Below are 23,593 nucleotides of genomic sequence, written 5' to 3' on the forward strand. Positions count from 1 at the left end.
CAGATAAAAAATAGTTTTCATGAAAAACGTATTGATCATTGAAGATAACGATGATATTAGAGAAAGCACAGTGGAGATTTTGGAACTGGCCGGGTATCGGGTGTTTAGTGCTACAGAAGGCAGATCAGGTGTTGAACTGGCGCTAAAAAATAAACCTGATATTATACTTTGCGATATTATGATGCCTAACCTGGATGGTTACGGTGTTTTGTTCCTGTTAGGAAAGCATCAGGAAACTGCAAGCATTCCCTTTATTTTCCTTACAGCAAAGGCAGAGCGTGCCGATATGCGAAAAGCAATGGAAATGGGGGCCGATGATTACCTGACGAAACCTTTTGATGATGTAGAATTGCTTAATGCGATCGAAACGAGACTTAGAAAGAAGGAGATTACTGATAAAAGGAAGCCCTTGCATATAGCAAGTGAAGAAGATCAAAATCATCTCCTCAACGATTTGCATCTTAAAGGAAGGGCAAAAAATTATAAAAAAAAGCAGAGCATTTATGAGGAAGGGGATAAACCACTTTATATCTACAAGGTTAAATCCGGAAAAGTTAGGAGCTATCTCTTTTATCATGATGGACGCGAATTATCTACTAATATCTTTACAACGGGGGATTACTTTGGTTATGAGGCACTTTTGGCACACGAAAAATATTCTGATAATACCCAAACGATTGAGGAAACGGAACTATGTTTGATTAATAAGGATGTATTTTTTGAGCTGCTATACCAAAATCCGGCCATTGCTCAGAAATTTATTGGTTTACTTTCTGAAAACATACGGGAAAAGGAGGAGCAATTATTACGGTTGGCCTATCACACCGTACGAAAAAGGGTTGCCGATGCCTTGGTGGTTGTATCGAAAAAATTTTTAGGAGACCAAAATGCCGACGAATGTGTGATCCGTATTTCCAGGGATGATCTGGCAGCCCTCGCGGGAACAGCTAATGAAACGATTAGCCGGACCTTAGCGGATTTTAAAGAGGAAAAATTACTTTCAAAAGAGGGGAATGCAATTCGTATTCATTCCATTTCTAAGCTGAGTACCATTAAACAATAATTATTGAAGTGTGTTTATCCTGTCATACAAAAAGTAATGAATATTACTTTTTTGTATGACAGGATTCATCGTGTTCGTGCTCGATTCAATTTAGCTTTGTTTAGGCGCTATAAAAATAGCGATAACGAATCAGCACTATGAAAGCCACCGCTTACAGTATAAATGTCGATGAAAAAGAACACCTTGTTCGATCAAATGCCAAAACGCATGATTTAACGCTTATTTCGAATGCGTTGAATGCTTCCACTCTACCTTATTGCGCAGGAAAGACTGTTATTATTATTTCCGGAACAGATGTTTTGGACAAGTCCTTACTTATTTCTCTCAAACAAATGGGCGTAAAGAATGTGATCACCCGATCGAAATCAACTGCCCATATCGACTTAGCAAGTGCTGCGGAACTAGGTATTAAAGTAGCCAATAATCCCAGCAACGATCAGTCGATTGAAAATACAGCCAAACAGACCATTCACAATTTAGATTTATGGGAGGCTGGCCGCTGTGTCGGCCGTGCCTGTTGCTGTCATGACTGCATTAGTACGAATAAACATAATACAGAAGAAATCTAGCAAAGTAGTATGGAAAAGCAATTGATCAACTGCGCGAAAAAATATAATATAGCTGCACCGCGTTATACGAGTTATCCGACTGTCCCATATTGGGTAACTACTGATTGGACAGTTGACCAGTGGGTATCAGCTATGCGAGTTGCCGCTAATGTGGCCGGTGAAATCAGTTTGTATATACATCTACCCTACTGTGAGCGATTATGTACCTATTGTGGTTGTAATACACGGATTACAAAAAATCATAGCGTTGAGAGACCTTATATCGATTCGGTACTTCAAGAATGGCAACTGTATTTGGCACAAATGAGCGTAAAACCAAAAATTGTAGATCTTCATTTAGGAGGTGGAACCCCAACTTTTTTTAGTCCGGAGAACTTAAGCTATCTCATCAAAGAAATTATCCAGTATGCGCATGTTGATGAACATGCAGCTTTTTCTTTTGAAGCCCACCCTGCAAATACAACACGTGAACACCTGGATGCATTGTTTGCGCTGGGGTTTCGACGTTTAAGTTTAGGAATTCAGGATTTTGACGCCGAAGTGCAACGTATAATCAATAGAAAACAAAGCCCTGCGGACGTTATTCGTGTTACGCAAGAAGCAAGACGAATCGGTTATACATCGATCAATTTTGATCTTATTTATGGCTTACCAAAGCAATCTTTGTTGCGGATTAAAGACACCATTCAAATGACTATCGCTATGCATCCGGATCGAATCGCTTTTTATAGTTATGCGCATGTTCCATGGATGAAACCAGGGCAGCGCCTATATACGGAAGATGATCTGCCATCGGATGAAGCAAAATTGGAACTCTATTATGTTGGAAAGGAGATGATTGTAAATGCGGGCTACATAGATATTGGCATGGATCACTTTGCTTTTCCGACCGATAGTTTAGCACTTGCAGCTAGAGTAGGTAAACTTCATCGCAACTTTATGGGGTATACCGATATCAGGCCTTCCCTCCTATTGGGACTGGGTGTTTCGGCGATCAGTGATGTAGGAACAGCCTACGCCCAAAATGTAAAAACAGTAGAAGAATACCGAGGCATGGTCGAAAAAGGACAGTTTCCGCTTCAAAAAGGCCATTTACAAACGGAGCACGATCTTTCCGTAAAAAAACAGATACTTCGCCTAATGTGTGAAGGTAGGCTTCCTTTGTCTGACGTACAAGGTTCACCGGGAGTTCTAAAAAGGCTAAAACCGCTTATTGCAGATGGTTTAGTTTTACTTGGAGCAAAAGAACTGATTGTAACAGATCTTGGTAAGTCATTCCTACGCGTTATTTGTATGGCTTTTGACGAATATCATCATGCTGAAACGGCAAATAAACCATTATTTAGTAAAGCTGTATAAGATATGACCCCGCTTAAGGACATACAAAAGGAACAGCATTGTTTCCATTGTGGTGACGTAGTTGTAAAAGCGAATTATGAGGTTGACGGCCATGATTTCTGTTGCTTAGGTTGCAAAAGCGTTTATCAGGTATTAAACCAGCATAAACTTACGCATTATTACAAGTACAATACACATCCAGGCATCTCCGTCCGTAAAGATAAGAGCCAGTACTTTTATTTGGCAGATGAAAGCATCGCAAATAGCTTGTTGGACTATAAAGATGATCATATAGCCGTCGTTACTTTTTATGTCCCTACTATACATTGTAGTTCTTGCATATGGTTATTGGAAAAACTTCATAAGCTTCATCGAGGTATAACCAACACACGTGCCGATTTTCTACGGAAAGAGGTACGTATTACATTTTGCCACGACATCATAAAACTAAAGCAACTAGTTGAACTACTCACAGAAATCGGTTATGCACCGATCATTACCCTGAAAGACACATCGTCGAAAAGGAAGAAAAAAGACAGCAATAGACTGGTGAGAAAAATAGCTGTTGCGGGTTTTTGTTTTGGCAATTCAATGATGATCAGTTTTCCGGAGTATTTTGGACTAGGGACTTTTGAGAGAAACTATGCCCAGCTATTTGGTGTTGTCAATTTGCTTTTTACCTTGCCCATTATGCTCTATAGCGGGCAAGATTATTTCGTTTCTAGTATTAAAAGTATCCGGCAAGGGCGTCTAAACTTAGATATTCCGCTCACTTTAGGTATAATCGTTCTTTTTCTTCGCTCTGTGTGGGAGATTTTAACTGGCTCGGGAGCTGGGTTTTCCGATACACTTTGTGGCTTACTATTCTTTTTACTGATTGGGCGATGGGTACAACAAAAGACGTATCATCATCTTTCATTTGAAAGAGACTACCGATCTTACTTTCCGGTAGCGGTTACCAAAATTGATGCAGGCGAAGAAAAAACAGTGGCATTGTCCGCGTTACAGGTTGGTGATCGTATTTTGATCAGAAACAATGAAATTATTCCGGCAGATGCGATTTTGTTAAAAGGAGCTGCCTGTATTGATTTCAGTTTTGTCACTGGTGAATCAAACCCTGTTGATAAAATACTTGGCGAAATTATTTATGCAGGTGGCAAACAAACCGAACAAGCAATTGAATTGGAGGTGGTGAAACCCGTGTCACAAAGTTATTTAACAAGCCTTTGGAATGATCAGAAAAATAAGAAAGGGCAAGTTTCCTTTCAATCGTTCAGCAATAAAATCAGTCGTTATTTTACACCCATTCTCTTATTGATTGCTTTTATAAGCTTATTTTTTTGGTTTTACATAGGCGAACCCGGGCGAGCATGGTCGGCCTTTACGGCCGTTCTCATTATCGGTTGTCCCTGTGCACTGGCTTTAAGCTCACCGTTTACGCTATCAGCGGTACTTAGCGTTTTTGATCGGAATGGTCTATTTATGAAGGATACCTTGGCTATTGAAAAAATGGCGGGGATCGACACGCTGGTGTTTGACAAAACAGGGACCATCAGTACGCTTCATCAGGAGGAACTCCCATTCAAAGGTAGCTTGCCAGCTACGGAAGCATCCATGGTGTTTTCTGTATGTCGAAATTCCAACCATCCACTCAGTCGTAAAATAGTTCAATCATTACAGGGTACTTGCGAAATGTTGCCGATAAGCTCTTATGCTGAAATACCGGGAAAGGGAATACGGGCGATCATAAAAAATAAGGAAGTTTTAATCGGAAGTTATTCTTTTGTTGTTGGTACCGATGAGCAGTTCTATAAAGGGCCTGGCACCTATGTACGAATTGGTGGACATGTAAGAGGTGTTTTCTCCATGGAGCAAAAATGGCGAGATGGACTGGAATCGCTTATCAAAGCACTCAGCAGTTCGTACGAACTACATTTGTTATCAGGGGATGTTGATCGAGATTCAAGCGCCTTATCGTCTATTTTTCCTCAGCGAGATTATTTGAATTTTAATCAGCTACCGGCCGACAAGTTGCATTACATAAGCGGCTTACAGCAAAATGGAAAAAAAGTTGCGATGATCGGTGATGGTTTAAATGATGCAGGAGCCCTCAAGTGTGCTGATTTAGGACTAGCGGTGAGTGATGATGTTAATAATTTTTCACCGGCTTGTGATGCCATTATGAGCGGAACATCTTTTAGTAAGTTCTGTCGGTTTCTCGGATTTTCAAAAAAAGCAATGCATATTATTTACTGTAGTTTTGCTATTTCCCTTCTATACAATATAGTGGGTATGTATTTCGCGACACAAGGCAATCTATCGCCCTTGTTAGCTGCGATTTTAATGCCTTTAAGCACCATCACCATTATTAGTTTCACCAGTTTGACAACCAGGCTTTATGCTCGTAAATATACTTTGTAATGAGCGCAATATTCTTTTTGATAGCTTGTAGTGTGTTCATCGCGTTATTCTTTTTAGGCGCTTTTTTTTGGGCGAATAAGAATGGACAACACGATGATACCTACACCCCGGCCATACGTATTCTTTTCGAAGATGATGTTATTTTCGATGGGCAAGAAAACGAAAAAGGGGTAGATGAGAGCGAATTAAATAAGTGATAACAATCACCTTTTAGTCCGATCAATATCACTCGTCGGCTATTTGGACCATCGTACTTTTACCTCCGTAAAAATACTAAACTATGCAGCTTGAAACATTCAATTACGATAACAAAATTGTAAGAAATTTTGGTATAGCCACTATTTTCTGGGGAATTGTAGGCATGTCTGTCGGACTTCTCGTAGCAGTACAATTAGTCTGGCCTTTCATGAATTTTAATACACCCTTTACAACCTTCGGAAGAATACGACCTCTACATACCAATGCCGTTATTTTCGCCTTTGTCGGTAACGGAATTTTCATGGGCGTCTACTACTCCCTACAGCGCCTTCTCAAGGCCCGTATGTATAGCGATTTATTGAGCCGTATTCACTTTTGGGGCTGGCAATTGATTATTCTCGCAGCCGCGATCACTTTACCGCTCGGTTTCACCACTTCACACGAATATGCTGAGCTTGAATGGCCAATTGACATTGCGATAACGCTTATCTGGGTCGTATTTGGCATCAATATGTTCGGAACGATTATCAAAAGACGCGAGCGTCATATGTATGTTGCCATCTGGTTTTATATAGCAACCTTCGTAACGATTGCAGTGCTTCATATCGTAAACTCCGTTGAATTACCGATTGCTGCTTGGAAAAGTTATTATTTATATGCAGGAGTACAAGATGCACTGGTACAATGGTGGTATGGCCATAACGCCGTGGCTTTTTTTCTGACAACACCCTATTTAGGTATGATGTACTATTTTCTTCCAAAAATGGCGAACAGACCGGTTTACTCGTATAAACTAAGCATACTCCACTTTTGGTCGCTCATATTTATCTATATATGGGCCGGGCCACACCATTTGCTGTATACCTCTTTGCCAAGTTGGGCCCAATCGTTAGGTGTTGTGTTTTCAATCATGCTGATCGCTCCAAGCTGGGGCGGTATGATTAATGGTTTATTGACCTTGAGAGGTGCTTGGGATAAGGTACGTACGGAACCTACTCTAAAATTTATGGTGGTTGCGCTAACTGCTTATGGCATGGCAACTTTTGAAGGACCGATGCTCTCTTTAAAACAGGTAAATGCAATTGCGCACTTTACCGATTGGATTGTAGCACATGTGCACGTAGGTGCATTGGGTTGGAATGGTTTCATGACCTTTGCCATTTTATATTGGGCTATTCCGAAGATATATGGCACGACTTTACACTCTAAAAAAATGGCTAGTGTGCATTTTTGGGTTGGTACCCTCGGTATTCTCTTTTATGCCATACCAATGTACTGGGCCGCGGTCGTTCAAGGGCTTATGTGGAAGGAATTTACGCCAGAGGGTGTGTTGAAATATCCCACTTTTCTGTCGACGACTCTACAGATCCTTCCTATGCATATGTTGCGGGCAATAGGTGGTGCTTTATACCTTAGCGGTGCTTTACTAATGACCTATAACCTTATTCGTACCATGCAGAAGGGGAAATTAATTGCCAATGAACCGGCAGAAGCGATGGCGCTTCCTCCCGTCCATACGAATGAGAAATCAATTCATAGAAGACTGGAACGTAAACCGGCACTTTTTATGGTCATTGCCCTTATTGTTATACTGATCGGTGGTATGGTTGAAATGATGCCAACTTTCATGATTTCATCGAATGTTCCTACCATCAGTAGCGTGAAGCCCTACACGCCTTTAGAACTGCAAGGTCGGGATATTTATATCCGAGAAGGTTGTGTTAATTGTCACTCACAGACCGTTCGTCCCTTTCGCTCAGAAACCGTTCGATACGGAGAGTACAGTAAGGCGGGCGAATTTGTCTATGACCACCCCTTTCTTTGGGGATCAAAACGCACAGGGCCCGATTTGCATCGTGTTGGTAAAAAATACCCAAATAAATGGCACTATGACCATTTGCTAGATCCTACCCTCACCTCACCAGGGAGTATTATGCCTCCTTATCCCTGGTTGATCAATCAAAAAATAGATACGGCGAGTACCGCTGCAAAAATTACAGCCATGCGTAAATTGGGCGTTCCCTACCCGAAGGAGTATGAAAATTACGCAAATAAAGACCTGCTACAGCAAGCGAAATCTATTGTAGACGATTTGAAACAAAGTGAGGTAGACGTGCTAAATGACCGAGAAATTATTGCCATAATAGCTTACTTACAACGGTTAGGTACGGATATAAAAGTAACTGAAAAATAAATATTTAAATATGTTTAAGCAAATAATAGATTTAGGAGGAGATGAGTGGTATCTTATCCTCTCGTTATGGATCTTCTTTGTGTTTTTTGTTTTTGTGGCCATATGGCTGTTTCGCATGAGAAAGCCATACAGCGATTACATGAGCCAACTTCCACTGGAAAATGAAAAAATGGAAAACGAACAGGTTTTAGATTAACGATCAGGTATGAATAACTTATTATTACAGATAAATAATGCGACGTCCGAAAGGGGCTGGGGAAGCGGAAATATCCATCAGGATGTTTTACTGATAAGCCTGTTAATCGTGGTGTTGACGGTGCTAATTGCGGCGATCGTACTAAATAAGGCGTTTAAGACGATTGTTCATGTGATGATGCCTGAAATTGAGGCTGCTGCGAAAGCGGCTACCAAGGCTAAACAAAAGGAAAAGCGTGCGCACTTAAAACAATGGTGGAATAATGTAATGGGATTACGTCCGCTTTCGGAGGAAGAAGACTTAGTAATTGACCATGCTTATGATGATATCAGGGAATTGGATAATCCAACACCCGCCTGGTTTATGGGGCTTTTTTACGCTACCATGGTATTTGGTGTCGTTTATTTATCCGTTTATCACGTTTTTGGTTGGGGGATGAATCAGAACGATGAATATAAGAAGGAAATGCGCGTGGCCGAACAAGAGCGTAAAGCCTATTTAGCGAGCCAAGTAGACAATGTGGATGAAAATTCCGTTGAAGTAGACAAAAGTCCGGAGGTAATTGCCGAAGGAAAGGCGATCTTCGATCAAAACTGTATTGCTTGTCATGGTGCCGTTGGAGAAGGGGGAATCGGTCCGAATCTCACGGACAATTATTGGCTTCATGGGGCTAGTATAAAAGACGTATTTAAGACCATAAAACGCGGCGTGCCCGATAAAGGCATGATCGCTTGGGAGCAGCAGTTATCACCTTCTAAAATAGCACAAGTAGCCAATTATATTTTATCACTTCAGGGTACCAATCCGCCAAACGCAAAGGCTCCCCAAGGAAATCTTAATGAACAGCATCAAAGCGCGAATTGAGCGATATGCTAATGAACAAAAGAACAGATGAAACAAATGGCCTTAGCAACCAATACACAAAAGAATAAGAGGCGCTGGATTTATGCAAAAAAGGTTACCGGTAGACTTTTCAGCTATCGACAATATGTCGGATATTTCCTGTTAACGCTGTTGTTACTAGCTCCCTTTCTCAAAATTGAGGGTGAACCTTTTTTAATGTTCAATATAATTGAGCGCAAGTTTTGTGTTTTCGGAGCGGTATTTTATCCACAGGATTTACACATTTTTGTATTTGGCATGCTGATAGCCATGGTCTGCATTGTGCTTTTTACGGTTGTATATGGGAGGGTTTGGTGTGGCTGGGCCTGTCCACAGACTATTTTTATGGAATTGGTTTTCAGGCGCGTTGAATATTGGATAGAAGGTGATGCCAACGAGCAGCGGCGCTTAAATGAAGGGGATTGGACCAAAGAGAAATTGATGAAAAAAATAAGTAAACATACCATGTTTTTTCTTATTTCCTTCGTGATTGCTAATTTACTTTTGAGCTACATTATCGGTATTGATATGCTTTTTTCTATCATAACCGAACCCGTACAGAATCATCTCGTCGGTTTTATTTTCATTATGCTGTTTACGCTCGTATTTTACGCGGTATTCAGCTTTGTTCGCGAAATTGTATGCACAACGATTTGTCCTTATGGACGATTGCAGGGGGTACTTCTGGATGAGCAGAGCATTTCCGTTGTCTATAACTATAAACGTGGGGAACCAAGAGGGCCTATTCGAAAAGGGCAAGAAGCCGACTTGCGTGGTGATTGTGTGGATTGTCACTTATGTGTGCACGTATGTCCTACCGGAATAGATATCAGAAACGGGATTCAGATGGAGTGCGTTAATTGCACCGCATGCATTGATGTGTGCAATGGAGTTATGGAAAAAATTCATCGTCCAAAAAATCTAATCGGTTTTTATTCACAGAATGAGATTGAATTTGGATCGGCGCAAAAGAAAAATAAACGTGCGGTTGCTTATAGTGCGGTTCTGGTTGTACTTATCGGTGTATTTTTGAGCTTGCTGATCACTAGAAATGTAGTAGACGGAACCTTGCTACGGGCAAGCGGTACAAGTTATATTTTCAGAGATGATGGTACTGTTACCAATCTGTATAATATGGAGCTTACAAATAAATCGTCCAAGGATATCCCTTTTGATCTTAGCTGCGTTGATAAGCATTTTTCAGTTCAAGTGCTTCAAGCTAAAAAGGTATTGGTACCAGGTGAAACGGTACGGTTTTCCCTATTCTTGATAAGACCTAAAAAATCTATCAACGTATATAAAACCGATGTCGTAGTAAATATTAGTTCTGAAGGGAAAATCCTGAAAAAAATGAGGACCAATTTTGTCGCACCGCCCGCAGCCTCACGTAAATAAAGATTGTATTAATAATTAGGGTATGAATTGGGGAATGAGAATCGTTATAGGAATGGCCATCGCCATGTCATCCATCGTTGCTGTTGGAATCTATATGGTCAACCAAGACACAGACACGCTTGAAGAGACAGACTATTATGAGAAGGGGTTGGACTATGAGCGTGTCTATAAAAAGAAGGAAAATCTTGTTCGGTATCAACGAAAAGTTACCTTGAACGTCGTGAGAGATAGTTTGGTGCTTTCTTTTGCAGAAGAAAATAATAAGGGAATGGTCGATTTTATAAGGTCATCCAACAGATCTTTAGACCAACGTATTCATTTTATTACATCAAAGTCGGTCTACCGTCTCCCAATTAAAAACCTGAAAAAAGGGGTATGGCATATTAAGCTCGATTGGGAAAGTCAGCAGCGGTCTTACCTCCAGGAAGAGCAATTATATTTGAACTAAACTTTAAATATTAAAGTATGATTCTTGCTTTCTTTATTGGAGTAATTTCAAGTGTTCATTGTGTAGGCATGTGCGGACCTCTTATGTTCGCTTTACCGGCAATGAACGTATCGTGGGCAAAGCAAGTAGGTATACATCTGTTATATCAGTTAGGAAGGATTCTCACTTATGGTCTTTTGGGCTTTGTATTGGGATTACTTGGAGCTGGCACTTTAATACGGGGCTGGCAACAATATATGAGTCTTGTTACCGGCATTATCTTGCTCTTATTTGCCCTGTATTATTTTTTACAGCGGTATGGAAAAGGCTCATTTTCATATGGAGGCACTTTTTGGCAACCGTTGTTCAATAAAATGGGCTATTGGATCCAACGTCCCGGGGGACATTTTGTTGTAGGTCTGTTGAATGGCTTGCTTCCTTGTGGAATGGTTTATCTTGCTTTGGCAGCAGCTTTGAACACGGGGTCTCCTGTTAATGGGTTTATTTTTATGGCATTCTTTGGTTTAGGAACAGTTCCCCTCCTACTCATCGCTCTTGTTTGCGGTCATTATTTTCGAAAACGAATTCGTTTGAATTTTATCGGATTGATTCCATTCTTGTTTCTTATAATGGGTGTCTGGTTTATTCTTAGGGGGGCAAACTTAGATATAGCCTACTTGAGCCCACTACTCTATCCAAAGTCAGGAACAACGCTGTGTCATTAAATTACCCGCGAAATATACGTTGAAAAAAATTCCGTTTAATACCTACATACCAGTCTTCTCCCCGTTTTTCCAAGGCATATACGTTAATATAATTACCCTGCCCGGCTGCTCCATGTCCATTAGATAGATCAAAAGCATGCCGGTGATACGGACAGATGATCTGTTTATTTTCACACCAGCCTGCGCTTAGATCTGCACCGGCATGTGGGCATTTGTAGCTTGTAGCAAAAAGTTCCTGTTCGTAGTCGATCAAACATATCGTTTTTCCTCCAATCCTAACTTTTCTAATTGTGTTTACGGCAGGGAGCAAATCCGGACCTATCTTGTGCCAATAAAGCATGGATTATTCGTTGTTGGTTGTTAGTTATTAGTTGTTAGTTATTAGTTGTTAGTTATTGGCTATTAGTTATTAAATTTTGTGTTTAATTTTTTATATTAGAAGTACGAATCCATATTATCTCTTGTCCATTTTCAGTATTGTCGGATAAAAATCAGTTTTGTTGCCATCAAAAGTAATATTTCAATGAAAGTTAATGAAAAATTATTAAACAGACTAAGGGAAGCTTTAATGGATATCCCAACAATTAAGGAAAAAACGATGTTTGGGGGCATTTGTTTTTTAGTAAACGATAAAATGTGTATCTGCGCGAGAGACAATCGATTGATGTGTCGCATCGGACCAGCTGTTTATGAGGAGTGCTTAGAAATACCTGGCTGTGAACCTATGGTACACGGAAAGCGTTTGGTGAAAGGTTACGTTTTCGTCTATGAAGAGGCATTTAAAGATCGAGCTGCTTTTGATCATTGGATCTCCTTATCATTGAAGCATAACGAAGCGCTGAGTCGACAACAATAAGCAAGCAGTAATTGCTACATTGTATTTAATACCCGATTTAACTAAGTTTGCACTATGTTAATTGCTGCAGAAAAGTACTCGAAATTAATCAAGGATGAAGCAAAGCGCTTAGGTTTTGCTTTCTGTGGCATTGCCAAAGCTGATTTTTTGGAGGAAGAGGCACCGCGTTTGGAAAAATGGCTAAAGGAGGAAATGCATGGCGAAATGTACTATATGGAAAACCATTTTGATAAGCGATTGGATCCTCGTCTCCTTGTGGAAGGTGCTAAGTCTATTATATCGTTAGGTTTTAATTATTTTACTTCTGATATACAGATAGATAAAGATTCTCCAAAGATATCCAGATATGCTTATGGCGTCGATTATCATACGGTAATTAAAAATAAACTTAAGTCGTTACTGCACTTTATGCAGGACGAGATTGGGGAAGTAGGAGGACGGGCATTTGTGGATTCGGCTCCGGTGCTGGACCGTGCTTGGGCTAAACGTTCGGGTTTAGGTTGGATTGGCAAAAACAGTAACTTAATTAATAGAAAAAAAGGATCTTTCTTCTTTTTATGTGAACTGATAGTTGATATTGAGTTGGATTACGATCTTGCTCCCACAAAAGACTATTGCGGAACTTGTACGCGATGCATCGATGCGTGCCCCACGGAGGCTATTGTTGCGCCGCAAATTGTAGATGGAAGTAAGTGCATCTCCTACCTGACCATTGAACTTAAGAACGAGATTCCTGATCAGTTTGTAGGTAAAATGGACAACTGGATGTTTGGATGCGATGTATGCCAAGATGTTTGTCCTTGGAATCGTTTTGCTGAACCTCATACGGAAGAGTCCTTTAAACCACATCCAGACTTATTGGAGATGACGAAGAAGGATTGGGAAGAAATTACTGAGGAAACTTTTCAACGCGTTTTTAAAAAGTCTGCCGTCAAGCGGGCAAAATTTTCGGGGTTGACGAGGAATATCCGTTTCCTGGGGAAAAGTTAAGTCGTTGAGTCGTTGAGTGGTTTCACTTCGACTACTTACCTATTTTCCTATTTGACTACTGCTCTTGGCGCACCGGTTGAGTTGTTAAGTCGTTGAGTGTTTTCGCTTCGACTACTTACCTACTTACCTACTTACCTATTATCCTATTTGACTACTCAACTTTTTACAGATTCGCTTAATCAACCCCGGACCTTCGTAAATAAATCCGGTATACAGCTGTACCAAAGAAGCACCGGCTTCCAGTTTTTCCAGCGCATCTTCTGCACTGTGTATACCCCCTACTCCGATAATGGGAAACGCTTTGTTTGATTTTTCCGACAGATAGCGTATTACTTCCGTAGAACGCTTGGTTAAAGGCTTTCCGCTTAGCCCACCTGTTTCCCTAGTTAAGTTGATCGGCGAGCGGAGCCCCTCTCTGTCAATGGTTGTATTCGTAGCAATAACGCCTGCAATTCCTGTAGTGGTAACAATTTCTATAATATCATCCAGCTGGCTGTTTGTTAAATCAGGAGCTATTTTTAAAAGAATCGGCCGAGATATGCCATTTTTAAGATTACGTTGCTGTAAAGTGTTTAAGATATGCATTAACGGTGCCTTTTCCTGTAGATCCCGTAACCCAGGGGTATTAGGCGAGCTGACGTTTACGACAAAGTAGTCGACCACATCAAAAAGTGCATCAAAACACAAAATATAATCATTTACCGCTTCTTCATTAGGAGTTAGTTTGTTTTTTCCTATGTTTCCACCGATAATGACTTCGCTCCTTTTTTTCAAAAACTTTAGTCTCGTTGCAGCAACGTCGACGCCTTGATTATTGAAACCCATTCGGTTGATCAAAGCTTCGTCTGCCGTTAGTCGGAACATGCGCGGTTTGTCGTTACCGGATTGAGGTTTTGGAGTAACCGTCCCAATCTCAATAAAGCCGAAGCCTAGATCCACAAGTTCATCCACATATTCAGCGTTTTTGTCAAAGCCTGCGGCTAAACCGATCGGATTTTTAAAAGTTAAACCAAAAACTGTTTTCTGTAGACGAGCGTCTTCATAATTAAAAGCGGCTCTGATCAGTTTACTGCCTCCCCAAATTTTATTAGCTGCTTTTAAGCCTCCCGTAACATTATGATGGGCCGACTCAGGATTCATTAAGAAAAATAGCGGTTTAACTAGTTTATACATGGCGCAAAGATGATGAAAATTAGGCAATGAAACAATTGACTGACTGAGGCAACGTAAAAAAATCGTACTTTTGCACCCGCAATGATAGCTATTAATAATTTAACTTTCGAAATAGGAGCCCGAGCATTGTATGACGATGCAAATTGGCATATAAAACCAGGTGATAAAGTAGGCCTTATTGGCGCTAATGGAACAGGAAAAACAACGCTGCTGCGCATCATAGTAGGCGAATATACGCCAACGTCCGGAACCATCTCGATGGCAAAGGACTTGAAGATCGGTTACCTTAATCAGGATTTGCTTTCTTACGAATCGGAAAAGAGTATTCTCCATGTAGCCATGGAAGCATTTGAAAGACAGAACCAGCTGCATGCTGAGATAGAAACCTTGCTGAAAAAGATGGAGACGGATTATAGCGAGGAATTAATTCATAAGCTTAGCGATAAGCAAATTGAATTTGAAGCATTGGATGGATATAATATTGAATACCGGGCCCACGAGATTTTAGCGGGCCTGGGATTTGATGATGAGCAACAGAGCCGAAAGCTCTCGGAATTTTCAGGTGGATGGCGAATGCGTGTTATGCTGGCTCGTATTTTATTACAGGCACCTGATATCTTGTTGCTGGATGAACCGACCAACCACTTGGATTTACCTTCCATTAAATGGTTGGAAGCTTATTTGCAGGCATTTGAAGGGGCCATTGTCATTGTTTCGCACGACCGTTATTTTTTGGACCGCGTTATTAATAAAACAGTAGAATCTAGAAAAGGAAAGCTTACGCTATATGCAGGAAACTATAGTTTTTACCTAGAAGAGAAGGCTTTGCGTAACGAGATTCAGGCTGGCCAATTTAAAAATCAGCAAGCTAAAATTAAACAAGAAGAACGGTTGATAGAACGTTTCCGGGCTAAAGCGAGCAAGGCAAAAATGGCACAGTCACGTATAAAAGCGCTTGAACGGATGGAACGTGTGGACGATGTGGATGACGACAACCCCACCGTCAATTTTAGCTTCAAATTTAGCAAACAATCCGGCCGTCATGTAGTCCGACTGGAGCATATTACAAAAGCTTATCCCGGTGTGCCTATTTTGAAGAACGCACATGCAGTGATTGAGAAGGGCGATAAGATTGCCTTAATCGGTGCAAATGGAAAGGGGAAGTCCACCCTATTACGTATTATTGCTAATGCAGATAAAGATTTTGAAGGAAAGAGTGAAACCGGTCATAATGTAACGACCACCTTTTTCGCTCAGCATCAGTTGGAAGCGCTACATTTGGAAAATGAGATCTTGCAGGAGTTACAGGCATTTGCCCCAAAACACACGGAAACAGAGTTACGCTCCATTTTGGGATGCTTTCTATTTACAGGTGATGACGCCTTTAAAAAAATTAAAGTACTTTCCGGCGGTGAAAAGTCGCGTGTGGCGTTAGCAAAGGCATTGACAGCGGATGCAAATTTTCTGATTCTTGATGAGCCTACCAACCATTTGGATATCCAATCGGTTAATATCCTCATCCAAGCACTTCAACAATACGAGGGTACATTGATCACCGTTTCGCACGATCGCTACTTTTTAGATAGTGTAGCTAACAAGATCTGGTACATTGAAAATCAGGAAATAAAAGAATATCCCGGAACCTATAAGGAGTATGAAGAGTGGCAGTGGAAAAGACCGATAGTAAAAGAAAAGCCGCTGGTAAATACAACTCCTAAGAAAGAGGAAAATAAAAAAATTAATACTTATCATGCAGAAACGCCGGATAAGCACAAACAATTGCAGAAGCTGAATAAAGAATTGAGTGTTTTAGAAGAAAAAGTGGGGGAATTGGAAAAGGAGGTTACAGCTATTGAAGAGCAATTAACCGATCAGGCTTTGTACAATAACCCGCAACAATTAAAAGAAATTAATTTACGCTATGACAGCAAGAAAGCGGAGCTCTCTCAATTTCAGCAGAGATGGGAAACGCTGGCCGATGAAATTTTGACACTAGAAGGGACTTAAATCGGACTATTGTATCGAAATTCTTGTAAATTAGGCGGCACTAATACCAATTGATACATGAGATTTTCTTTAGGCCTCTTCTTTATGCTTGTTGTATTCAATGCAACACAGGTGTCTGCGCAGAAAAAAGAGAAAAAACGGGTTCGAATGGAACGCTCTCCGGAGCAAGACCTTCGATACGAAGATGTAAACTATTTACCCGTGATAAAATCAGTTCAATTTTATCACGCGAAGGAAGAACAATCGCTTCCCCTGATGACATTGGGTGGAGGAGATCAGTTTTTTCTTTCCTTTGATGATTTGCGAGCAGATAATCGTACTTATTATTACACAATCGAACACTGCACCTCTGACTGGCGTAGTAGCAATCTTTCCACTATTGAGTATATCGATGGCCTTACGGAAGATCGCTTGTATGATTATAAAAGTTCCGTTAATACGCTCCAGGCATATACGCATTACGAACTTCGATTTCCTAATGAAGGCAGTATGATGCCGAAGCTGCCCGGCAACTATCTCCTAAAGGTTTATGAGGATGCGGATAAAGCAAGATTGATTTTAACCAGAAGGTTTTACGTTTTAAGACAAGATGTAAGTGTGGGTATTAAGACACTTCCCTCTTTTAATGTGATAAAAAGGAAGGAAAACCAAAAACTAAACCTTGAGATCAATCTGGGTAACATCCAACTTAATAACCCTTATCAGGATATCAAACTGGTTGTAAAGCAAAATCGTAGGGATGATGTGCAAGAAGTACTGACGAAGCCAATGTTTGTAAGGGACGGACAACTTATCTATAATAATAATGCGACCTTAGACTTTGATGGAGGAAATGAGTTCAGAAATTTAGATTTAAGAAGTTTCCGTCTATTATCCGGTCAGATCAGTGCAAGCAGCAAAGATAGCATACGGCGAATGTCCGTTATGTTGGATCATGACCTGTCTCAAGAATCTTATAGCTTCTCTTACGACGAGGATGGAAAGTTTTTTTTGCGTAATAGCGATTTTGAGAATAGTGACTTTGAAGGCGATTATGCAGCTGTGACTTTCACCTTAAAAACGTCATCGCCTCCTGCTGCGAACGAAAAGATCTACATTGCCGGATTATTTAACAACTTTGCGACAGATGGGACTAACGAAATGAAATATGATCCGGATCAAAAGCAATGGCAAGGAGAGCTGCTTCTTAAACAAGGGCTTTATCATTACACTTATATCAGCAAGATAAATGGTAAAGAACAGTTAAATAGGTATGATGGACATCATTTTGAAACAGGCAATACCTACGATGTATTTGTGTATTATCGGAAGCCGGCTACACGCTGGGAAGAATTAATCGGATTTGGTACCGTAAATACATCCAGTAAGGGGCCGATTCGCGATTAATATCTTGTTGGGTTTACCTATCTTTGCGGCATGAACAAGAAATTTGCAAAGGAATCATTCACTATTATGAATGAACTGGTTTTACCAAATGATACCAACACGCTTAATAATTTGATGGGCGGAAGGCTATTGCATTGGATGGATATAGCCGCAGCTATATCCGCTCAGAAGCATTGCAATCGGATTGTCGTAACAGCGTCCGTTGATAACGTATCATTTCGCCATCCTGTTAAGTTGGGAGATGTGATTAGTATAGAGGCAAAGGTTACGAGAGCTTTTAATACATCGGTTGAAGTGCAGCTTCAGGTATATGCCCAGAATATTCCATCTGGAAGTAGAATTAAGTCAAACGAGGCTTTTTACACTTTCGTAGCAATTGACCAGAATTCACGTACGATTGCGGTTCCCGAATTGGTGCCGGAGACAGAGGAAGAAAAAGAATTATTTGATGGTGCTTTACGTCGCCGCCAGTTACGTTTGATACTTGCAGGGAAGATGAAACCCGAAGAAGCCAGTGAACTATACAATTTCTTTAACCAAATAGGCGCTAAATAAGGTATATGGTTTAGGATATAAGGTTAAAGGTAAAATCTCTTACACATTTACCTTTATCCTCCCAACCTTCTACAATTAGCTTCCAAGCGCTACGATACGATCGAACTCTTCTGGTGCTAAGGGCATCACGGATAAACGTCCCTGTCTTACAAGAGCTATATCCTGCAACTGCTCATCGGCTTTTATTGTCTCCAGCGTGACAGGCTTCTTCAAGGTTTGAAGCGGAGCCAGATCTACAACAACCCAACGTTCATCGCTGGTAGTTGGGTCTTGGTAAGCTTCTTTCACAACTTTCGCAATTCCGACGACTTCTTTCCCTTCATTGCTATGATAAAATAACACTAAGTCGCCCTTTTTCATTGCTTTCAAGTTATTGCGCGCTTGGTAATTTCGGACGCCATCCCAAAAGGTTTGCTTATCTTTTAAAAATTGTTGCCAGCTATATTTAAAGGGTTCTGATTTAACCAGGAAATAATTCATATGTAATAAAGTCTATCGCTGCTGCGAACTTACGTAAATTCACTTTTTTTCACAAGTGCTCATTTTGTAGTTCAAGATCGCTCCGCTAATGCTTCAAATTAGAAGAGATATAAAAATAAAAAGGAGCGCCGCAATGGCGCCCCGTTTAAAAGAACAAGAAATTTCTAATATTAGTGTCCACTATCTCCGTCAATTCCGTGCGCGTGTCCATGCGACAGTTCGTCTTCGGTAGCCTCACGTACATTTAAAATCTCGATATCGAAATGTAAATTTTGTCCGGCCATCGGGTGATTAAGATCGACAACGACCGCTTCGGGACTAACTTCTACCACGCGTGCACGGAACTGATTACCCTGATTGTCTTGCAAGGGAAGAATTTCACCAACCGGAGGAATGCCCGATTCTTTAAACATATCAGCAGGAAGCTGTGCAACGGCACTGTCATCTTTTTCACCATATGCATCCACTGCTAACAATTCAAAATCAACGGTGTCTCCTTGCTTAAGACCTTCGATATTCTCCTCAAATTTTGGAAGCATCATTCCTACTCCATATAGAAACACAAGCGGATTCGATTTGTCTGCCTCTTCAACAAACTCTTTTTCTCCGTTGTTGATGGTGTGCAATTTGTAAGTAAGCGCTACTACGCTGTTTGGTGTAATGGTCATTTTTATAAAATTATGGAAACCTTCTTGTTAGGCCTCCTGTTTAAGAATTAAATTTTCTACGTCCTTTAAATTATCAACTGGTAAACTGCATGTATTGTTTTTACAAACATAAATTAGACTACGTTCAGTAACTCTATTTCTTAAAAGTGGCAGGTTCTCCTCTACGCCGCCCAAAATAACTTTATTGGGACTATAAATCTTTTGATCGATAGCGATCCGTAAATCATTTGATTGCGGTCCGGTAATCGCTATTTCATGGAAACCGTACACTTCTTCAAGTAAGCGGATTGCCCAGTTGGAGTATGCAGACCCATAAGTTCTAATCTGTGGAAAAACATTAGCCAATAACTGCGCTGCAATTTCCTTATAAGTTGAATCCTCAAAAATTACGCCTAACTTATTTAGTTGATGTGCCATCACTGAATTGGAGGATGGAATCACGTTGTCCATTATTTCAAATTTCCGTGTAATCAGCACTTCTGTTAAGTCGGAGGTATAGTAAAATGCACCGGCCTGCCGGTCATAGAATTGTGCAAGTGTGTAATCTGCCAATGATTTAGCTTGATCCAACCACGCTTTATTAAAGGTTACCTCATAAAGTGCGATGAAGGCCTCAATAACAAACGCATAGTCATCCAAAAACGCCGTTATCGTTTTAAAAGGAGTTTGAGGTTGATGTAAAAGTGTGCCTTCCTCAGTGATCAACTTACGAAGAATAAAATGCGCATTTCGTTCTGCTACGGTAAGGTATTCCTTCTTATTGAATGTTCGATAAGCATCTATATAAGCTTTTAACATCATGGCGTTCCAGCTTGTCAATATTTTATTATCGAGGCCGGGACGTATACGCTGCTCTCTGTAGTGGCGTATTTTCTTTTTGATATCTTTTAAATAAGTTTCCCACTCCTCTTTACTGTAGCCGGCTTGTTCTGCCAATTTGTCTGCATCAAGCCTTGTTTTCAGTACATTCGTTTTTTCTTCCGGCCAGTTACCTGCTGCTGTTATTGAAAAATACGAGATGAATAAATCGGCATCTTTTCCCAGCAGATTGTCGATTTCTTCTTGTTGAAAAGTATAATACTTTCCCTCAACACCTTCGCTATCTGCGTCCAGTGCGCTATAAAAGGCGCCTTCTGCTGACGTCATTTCACGATCGACCCATTGAAGGGTCTCCTCTACCACACGTTTATAAAGCGGCTCCGGTTTTTGCAGATAAGCCTCGGCATATAAGCTTATGAGTTGCGCATTATCGTAAAGCATCTTTTCGAAGTGTGGGATATGCCATTGTCCATCAACCGCATAACGGGCAAAGCCGCCACCTACCTGATCGTATAAGCCTCCGGCAGCTATATGTTGCAGTGTAAAATGCGTATGCTCCAGTATATCCGCGTCATTTGCCAGGTGGCCGTAACGAAGAAAGAATAACCAGTTGTTTGGCAAAGGAAATTTAGGAGCCCTTTTGTAGCCTCCATCTATCGGATCGAAAGTTTGCTGCCAAGGTTTTACGATCTCTTTTAGATCATCTTCACTGTATTTCTCGGGAATCTTACTGATTCTGAAAGTTTCGCTTTCCGTGATTCCCTGTGCCAGCTTTTCAGCATATTCGATTGCCGTTTCCGGTTCGTTTGCCCAAAGTGCCTGCACTTGGTTCAATACATTTACCCAATCGGCCGGCGAAAATAAGTCCCGCCATAAACCGGTCGACGTCCGGAAGGCAGATGCAATTTAATGGCCAGCCACCACTGTTTGTCATCAACTGAACGGCAGTCATATAAATCTGATCGATGTCGGGCCGTTCCTCCCTATCCACTTTGATAGAAATATAGTGACGGTTCATTACTTGGGCAACCTCTTTGTTTTCAAAACTTTCTCTTTCCATCACATGGCACCAATGGCACGCGGAATAGCCAATGCTAACAATAAGTAATTTGTTTTCGGCTTTGGCTTTACTTAAAGCTTCATCTCCCCAAGGATACCAGTCAACCGGGTTATGTTGGTGTTGTTTAAGGTATGGAGAGCTTTCGTTTTGAAGGTGATTTGCCATAATAGATGTAAAGGTAGTATTATAATGTTATTTTATGATTATTAATGGTTTTTCTTTTTGCTGACCTTCTTTAGATCGAATAAGGATTTCGTCTTAAAATAAGGTCACTTCGGTGAAAACAGTTATCTTGCGAATTATATTGATTGATGGTCGGATGTATTAACTTTTTTCGGTCTCGACGGACGACCGGCTTTTTCATTTTTTACGTTTTTAACTATGCTGATTTCACATATCGAAATTTTTAGATTTAGTATCAAAATGGAGCCTTTTGCAATCGCGACAGGCACGATGGATTATGCTCAAAACACCTTGATAAGGATACACACAGATGTAGGATTAATCGGATACGGGGAATGTTCAGCGTTTCCGATGATTGTTGGAGAGACACAAGATACCTGTTTAACGCTTGCGCGGGACTTTAGTCGCCTATGGAAAGGTAAAAATGCACTTTTATTAGAAGAACGGATGAACGAGCTTCATGCCTTTATTGCCAAAAATTCTACAATAAAAAGCGCGTTCGATATGGCACTATACGATTTAGCCGCTAAGTACGAAAATAAGCCGCTCTACAAATACTTACAGGGCATAGTTCGGCCCATAACAACCGATATTACAGTGGGCATCGCTGCTCCAACCATTATGGCAGAGAAAGCGTTGTCTTTTGTTAAAAACGGCGCATCCATTTTAAAAGTAAAGCTTGGGAAGAACCCTGAGGAAGATATTTTAAGAATCCAAGCAATCCGTCAGGCGGTTGGAGATGATATTCCGATACGTTTAGATGCCAACCAGGGTTGGACTTACGAAGAAGCGTTAAAGGTGCTTGGGGCTTTAACTAGTTATAACATCGAGTTTTGTGAGCAGCCCATGCGGTCTTATGATGATCATTTATTGCCTTTTTTAAGGGAAAAGGTTCGTATACCGATTATGGCAGATGAGAGTTGTTACGACCATTGGGATGCCGAACGTTTGATAGGGACAAAAAGTTGCGATGCTATTAATATTAAATTGGCTAAATCGGGCGGTATTTTTGAAGCACTGAAAATTCACCGGGTTGCAAAGCAACACGGTGTTCCTTGCATGATCGGCGGTATGTTGGAAAGCCGCCTGGCATTAGGAGCAAATGTACATCTCGCTTATGCCTGTGAAGGTGTTATATACCATGATATGGACACTTGTATGATTGGTCATCTTGAAGATCCCATTATTGGAGGGCCTCACTTTGATGCCTACGATATCAGTCTCGAGGAAAGTCCGGGAATAGGTGCAGAAGTAGATGCGGCATTTCTGGAACGCTGTGAACGCTGGACGGTATAGTGTAAACAGCAAAAGCCTTCTCATGGAGAAGCTTTTGCCGTTTTTTTATCAAAAGACGATCTTTTCCGGTCCGGAAACTTTATTTATATGACATTCACAGCGTCCGCCGCTAATCACAAAGTCGGTCTTCTTGACTTGTCCACTACTTGGATGTGTACCACTGACGACTACCGTATCTCCCTCCACACTAAGTGCACTTTTGTCACCATCAGATGCAATCATATAAAAGGGATTTGCAGCATCAGTTGACTGTTCAGCGCCACTTGGAAGTTTTTTGCCCGTAGCTTTAAGCGTAACGGAAAAGTCTTTCACCTGAAGTGTATCACCTTTACTATCTGTAAAAACTACGCCGACGGTTCTAAATTCCATCGTACAGGGCTTCGGCGGACAATCGGCTTCTGCCTGTTGATTCTTTTTAGCTGCACACGATAATAGTACAGCCAAAGAAGCGGTTAAAGAAAATGTTATTTTAAGAGACATACTTAATTGTTTTTTTTAAAATGTGTGGTGAGCCACATTTATAAAATCGAGTAATATATTGCTTTCTTATTTAGGATAAAGATAAAAATTTAATTGATAAAAAATAGCTTTATCCTTTCTTGATAACGTATTGGAGAAACAAGTGCTACACATGTTCTGTGTATCTTGTCATTTTTCAAAAAAATGCTTTAGTAATGGTGCCACAATTAGTAAATTGCGCAAAATCACCGAC

At 40.7% G+C, this 23,593-nt stretch carries 24 protein-coding genes; 17 read left to right on the forward strand and 7 right to left on the reverse strand.

The window, feature by feature from the left end:
- Positions 1-19 precede the first annotated feature (19 nt).
- From QT327_RS13365 to QT327_RS13415, 11 genes are all read left to right on the forward strand, one after another.
- Positions 20-1,063, forward strand: a complete 1,044-nt coding sequence (locus tag QT327_RS13365) for a response regulator (RefSeq protein ID WP_149105705.1) — start codon at positions 20-22, stop codon at positions 1,061-1,063.
- Positions 1,064-1,200: 137 nt separating this feature from the next.
- Positions 1,201-1,632: a Rossmann-fold NAD(P)-binding domain-containing protein gene (locus QT327_RS13370; protein ID WP_130857718.1), complete on the forward strand. Its 432-nt coding sequence runs from the start codon at positions 1,201-1,203 to the stop codon at positions 1,630-1,632.
- Between the two features lie 9 nt (positions 1,633-1,641).
- A complete protein-coding gene (hemN, locus tag QT327_RS13375; protein WP_130857717.1) occupies positions 1,642-2,991 on the forward strand; it encodes an oxygen-independent coproporphyrinogen III oxidase in 1,350 nt (449 codons plus the stop codon).
- Between the two features lie 3 nt (positions 2,992-2,994).
- Positions 2,995-5,391 carry a heavy metal translocating P-type ATPase gene (locus tag QT327_RS13380; RefSeq protein ID WP_289553061.1) on the forward strand — a complete coding sequence of 799 codons (2,397 nt, stop codon included), beginning with the start codon at positions 2,995-2,997 and terminating at the stop codon, positions 5,389-5,391.
- Positions 5,391-5,588, forward strand: coding sequence for a cbb3-type cytochrome oxidase assembly protein CcoS (ccoS, locus tag QT327_RS13385; protein ID WP_013666783.1), 198 nt, complete (start codon positions 5,391-5,393; stop codon positions 5,586-5,588). The genes QT327_RS13380 and ccoS overlap by 1 nt, the downstream gene beginning before the upstream one ends.
- An 83-nt stretch (positions 5,589-5,671) precedes the next feature.
- Entirely contained in the window at positions 5,672-7,783 is a 2,112-nt protein-coding gene (gene ccoN, locus QT327_RS13390; protein ID WP_130857715.1) for a cytochrome-c oxidase, cbb3-type subunit I, read from the forward strand.
- Between the two features lie 10 nt (positions 7,784-7,793).
- The gene (locus QT327_RS13395; protein WP_013666785.1) at positions 7,794-7,979 is read left to right on the forward strand and encodes a hypothetical protein; all 186 of its coding nucleotides are present in this window, start codon (positions 7,794-7,796) and stop codon (positions 7,977-7,979) included.
- Between the two features lie 9 nt (positions 7,980-7,988).
- Positions 7,989-8,843, forward strand: coding sequence for a cbb3-type cytochrome c oxidase N-terminal domain-containing protein (locus QT327_RS13400; protein WP_130857714.1), 855 nt, complete (start codon positions 7,989-7,991; stop codon positions 8,841-8,843).
- A gap of 27 nt (positions 8,844-8,870) precedes the next feature.
- Positions 8,871-10,256, forward strand: coding sequence for a cytochrome c oxidase accessory protein CcoG (ccoG, locus tag QT327_RS13405; protein WP_130857713.1), 1,386 nt, complete (start codon positions 8,871-8,873; stop codon positions 10,254-10,256).
- A gap of 34 nt (positions 10,257-10,290) precedes the next feature.
- The gene (locus QT327_RS13410; RefSeq protein WP_165447044.1) at positions 10,291-10,704 is read left to right on the forward strand and encodes a FixH family protein; all 414 of its coding nucleotides are present in this window, start codon (positions 10,291-10,293) and stop codon (positions 10,702-10,704) included.
- Positions 10,705-10,721: 17 nt separating this feature from the next.
- On the forward strand, positions 10,722-11,408 hold the full coding sequence (locus tag QT327_RS13415) for a sulfite exporter TauE/SafE family protein (protein ID WP_130857711.1): 687 nt from the start codon (positions 10,722-10,724) through the stop codon (positions 11,406-11,408).
- Between the two features lies 1 nt (position 11,409).
- Here QT327_RS13415 and QT327_RS13420 read toward each other — a convergent pair whose 3' ends face one another.
- The gene (locus QT327_RS13420; RefSeq protein WP_130857710.1) at positions 11,410-11,748 is read right to left on the reverse strand and encodes a Rieske (2Fe-2S) protein; all 339 of its coding nucleotides are present in this window, start codon (positions 11,746-11,748) and stop codon (positions 11,410-11,412) included.
- A 183-nt stretch (positions 11,749-11,931) separates the two neighbouring features.
- On the opposite strand from QT327_RS13420, the gene QT327_RS13425 reads away from it, so the two are divergent.
- Together QT327_RS13425 and queG are read left to right on the forward strand one after the other, a co-directional pair.
- Complete coding sequence (locus tag QT327_RS13425; protein WP_130857709.1) at positions 11,932-12,264, forward strand: TfoX/Sxy family protein; 333 nt, start codon at positions 11,932-11,934, stop codon at positions 12,262-12,264.
- A 54-nt stretch (positions 12,265-12,318) separates the two neighbouring features.
- Complete coding sequence (gene queG / locus QT327_RS13430) at positions 12,319-13,254, forward strand: tRNA epoxyqueuosine(34) reductase QueG (RefSeq protein WP_130857708.1); 936 nt, start codon at positions 12,319-12,321, stop codon at positions 13,252-13,254.
- A gap of 138 nt (positions 13,255-13,392) precedes the next feature.
- Here queG and QT327_RS13435 read toward each other — a convergent pair whose 3' ends face one another.
- Positions 13,393-14,427 carry a quinone-dependent dihydroorotate dehydrogenase gene (locus tag QT327_RS13435; RefSeq protein ID WP_130857707.1) on the reverse strand — a complete coding sequence of 345 codons (1,035 nt, stop codon included), beginning with the start codon at positions 14,425-14,427 and terminating at the stop codon, positions 13,393-13,395.
- Positions 14,428-14,508: 81 nt separating this feature from the next.
- Between QT327_RS13435 and QT327_RS13440 the strand changes: the two genes are divergently transcribed.
- Genes QT327_RS13440 through QT327_RS13450 form a run of 3 tightly spaced genes read left to right on the forward strand, consistent with a single transcriptional unit; the run spans position 14,509 to position 18,375 of the window.
- Positions 14,509-16,434 (forward strand): ABC-F family ATP-binding cassette domain-containing protein, encoded by a 1,926-nt coding sequence (locus QT327_RS13440; protein WP_289553062.1) that lies wholly within the window; start codon positions 14,509-14,511, stop codon positions 16,432-16,434.
- A gap of 57 nt (positions 16,435-16,491) precedes the next feature.
- Entirely contained in the window at positions 16,492-17,820 is a 1,329-nt protein-coding gene (locus tag QT327_RS13445) for a type IX secretion system plug protein (RefSeq protein WP_130857705.1), read from the forward strand.
- A 30-nt stretch (positions 17,821-17,850) separates the two neighbouring features.
- Entirely contained in the window at positions 17,851-18,375 is a 525-nt protein-coding gene (locus QT327_RS13450) for an acyl-CoA thioesterase (RefSeq protein ID WP_013666796.1), read from the forward strand.
- 75 nt (positions 18,376-18,450) lie between these two features.
- On the opposite strand, the gene QT327_RS13455 is transcribed toward QT327_RS13450, so the two are convergent.
- The 4 genes from QT327_RS13455 to QT327_RS28240 form a co-directional block, all read right to left on the reverse strand.
- Positions 18,451-18,855, reverse strand: coding sequence for an EVE domain-containing protein (locus QT327_RS13455; protein WP_013666797.1), 405 nt, complete (start codon positions 18,853-18,855; stop codon positions 18,451-18,453).
- A gap of 170 nt (positions 18,856-19,025) precedes the next feature.
- On the reverse strand, positions 19,026-19,523 hold the full coding sequence (locus QT327_RS13460) for an FKBP-type peptidyl-prolyl cis-trans isomerase (protein WP_013666798.1): 498 nt from the start codon (positions 19,521-19,523) through the stop codon (positions 19,026-19,028).
- A gap of 27 nt (positions 19,524-19,550) precedes the next feature.
- Complete coding sequence (locus QT327_RS13465; protein WP_354004771.1) at positions 19,551-21,176, reverse strand: thioredoxin domain-containing protein; 1,626 nt, start codon at positions 21,174-21,176, stop codon at positions 19,551-19,553.
- On the reverse strand, positions 21,118-21,567 hold the full coding sequence (locus QT327_RS28240) for a DUF255 domain-containing protein (protein WP_354004772.1): 450 nt from the start codon (positions 21,565-21,567) through the stop codon (positions 21,118-21,120). The genes QT327_RS13465 and QT327_RS28240 overlap by 59 nt, the downstream gene beginning before the upstream one ends.
- 216 nt (positions 21,568-21,783) lie before the next feature.
- Between QT327_RS28240 and QT327_RS13470 the strand changes: the two genes are divergently transcribed.
- The gene (locus QT327_RS13470; protein WP_130857703.1) at positions 21,784-22,881 is read left to right on the forward strand and encodes a mandelate racemase/muconate lactonizing enzyme family protein; all 1,098 of its coding nucleotides are present in this window, start codon (positions 21,784-21,786) and stop codon (positions 22,879-22,881) included.
- A gap of 48 nt (positions 22,882-22,929) precedes the next feature.
- Here the strand turns inward: QT327_RS13470 and QT327_RS13475 are convergent, their stop codons facing one another.
- Positions 22,930-23,361, reverse strand: a complete 432-nt coding sequence (locus QT327_RS13475; RefSeq protein WP_130857702.1) for a hypothetical protein — start codon at positions 23,359-23,361, stop codon at positions 22,930-22,932.
- Positions 23,362-23,593 lie beyond the last annotated feature (232 nt).

Source organism: Olivibacter sp. 47 (assembly GCF_030372825.1).
GTDB lineage: Bacteria > Bacteroidota > Bacteroidia > Sphingobacteriales > Sphingobacteriaceae > Olivibacter > Olivibacter oleidegradans.

Bases quoted from the DNA above. Each gene is read 5' to 3' on its own strand.
- QT327_RS13365 (WP_149105705.1), top strand. From the start codon at position 20: ATGAAAAACGTATTGATCATTGAAGATAACGATGATATTAGAGAAAGC.
- QT327_RS13370 (WP_130857718.1), top strand. From the start codon at position 1,201: ATGAAAGCCACCGCTTACAGTATAAATGTCGATGAAAAAGAACACCTT.
- hemN (WP_130857717.1), top strand. From the start codon at position 1,642: ATGGAAAAGCAATTGATCAACTGCGCGAAAAAATATAATATAGCTGCA.
- QT327_RS13380 (WP_289553061.1), top strand. From the start codon at position 2,995: ATGACCCCGCTTAAGGACATACAAAAGGAACAGCATTGTTTCCATTGT.
- ccoS (WP_013666783.1), top strand. From the start codon at position 5,391: ATGAGCGCAATATTCTTTTTGATAGCTTGTAGTGTGTTCATCGCGTTA.
- ccoN (WP_130857715.1), top strand. From the start codon at position 5,672: ATGCAGCTTGAAACATTCAATTACGATAACAAAATTGTAAGAAATTTT.
- QT327_RS13395 (WP_013666785.1), top strand. From the start codon at position 7,794: ATGTTTAAGCAAATAATAGATTTAGGAGGAGATGAGTGGTATCTTATC.
- QT327_RS13400 (WP_130857714.1), top strand. From the start codon at position 7,989: ATGAATAACTTATTATTACAGATAAATAATGCGACGTCCGAAAGGGGC.
- ccoG (WP_130857713.1), top strand. From the start codon at position 8,871: ATGAAACAAATGGCCTTAGCAACCAATACACAAAAGAATAAGAGGCGC.
- QT327_RS13410 (WP_165447044.1), top strand. From the start codon at position 10,291: ATGAGAATCGTTATAGGAATGGCCATCGCCATGTCATCCATCGTTGCT.
- QT327_RS13415 (WP_130857711.1), top strand. From the start codon at position 10,722: ATGATTCTTGCTTTCTTTATTGGAGTAATTTCAAGTGTTCATTGTGTA.
- QT327_RS13420 (WP_130857710.1), bottom strand. From the start codon at position 11,748: ATGCTTTATTGGCACAAGATAGGTCCGGATTTGCTCCCTGCCGTAAAC.
- QT327_RS13425 (WP_130857709.1), top strand. From the start codon at position 11,932: ATGAAAGTTAATGAAAAATTATTAAACAGACTAAGGGAAGCTTTAATG.
- queG (WP_130857708.1), top strand. From the start codon at position 12,319: ATGTTAATTGCTGCAGAAAAGTACTCGAAATTAATCAAGGATGAAGCA.
- QT327_RS13435 (WP_130857707.1), bottom strand. From the start codon at position 14,427: ATGTATAAACTAGTTAAACCGCTATTTTTCTTAATGAATCCTGAGTCG.
- QT327_RS13440 (WP_289553062.1), top strand. From the start codon at position 14,509: ATGATAGCTATTAATAATTTAACTTTCGAAATAGGAGCCCGAGCATTG.
- QT327_RS13445 (WP_130857705.1), top strand. From the start codon at position 16,492: ATGAGATTTTCTTTAGGCCTCTTCTTTATGCTTGTTGTATTCAATGCA.
- QT327_RS13450 (WP_013666796.1), top strand. From the start codon at position 17,851: ATGAACAAGAAATTTGCAAAGGAATCATTCACTATTATGAATGAACTG.
- QT327_RS13455 (WP_013666797.1), bottom strand. From the start codon at position 18,855: ATGAATTATTTCCTGGTTAAATCAGAACCCTTTAAATATAGCTGGCAA.
- QT327_RS13460 (WP_013666798.1), bottom strand. From the start codon at position 19,523: ATGACCATTACACCAAACAGCGTAGTAGCGCTTACTTACAAATTGCAC.
- QT327_RS28240 (WP_354004772.1), bottom strand. From the start codon at position 21,567: ATGGCAAATCACCTTCAAAACGAAAGCTCTCCATACCTTAAACAACAC.
- QT327_RS13470 (WP_130857703.1), top strand. From the start codon at position 21,784: ATGCTGATTTCACATATCGAAATTTTTAGATTTAGTATCAAAATGGAG.
- QT327_RS13475 (WP_130857702.1), bottom strand. From the start codon at position 23,361: ATGTCTCTTAAAATAACATTTTCTTTAACCGCTTCTTTGGCTGTACTA.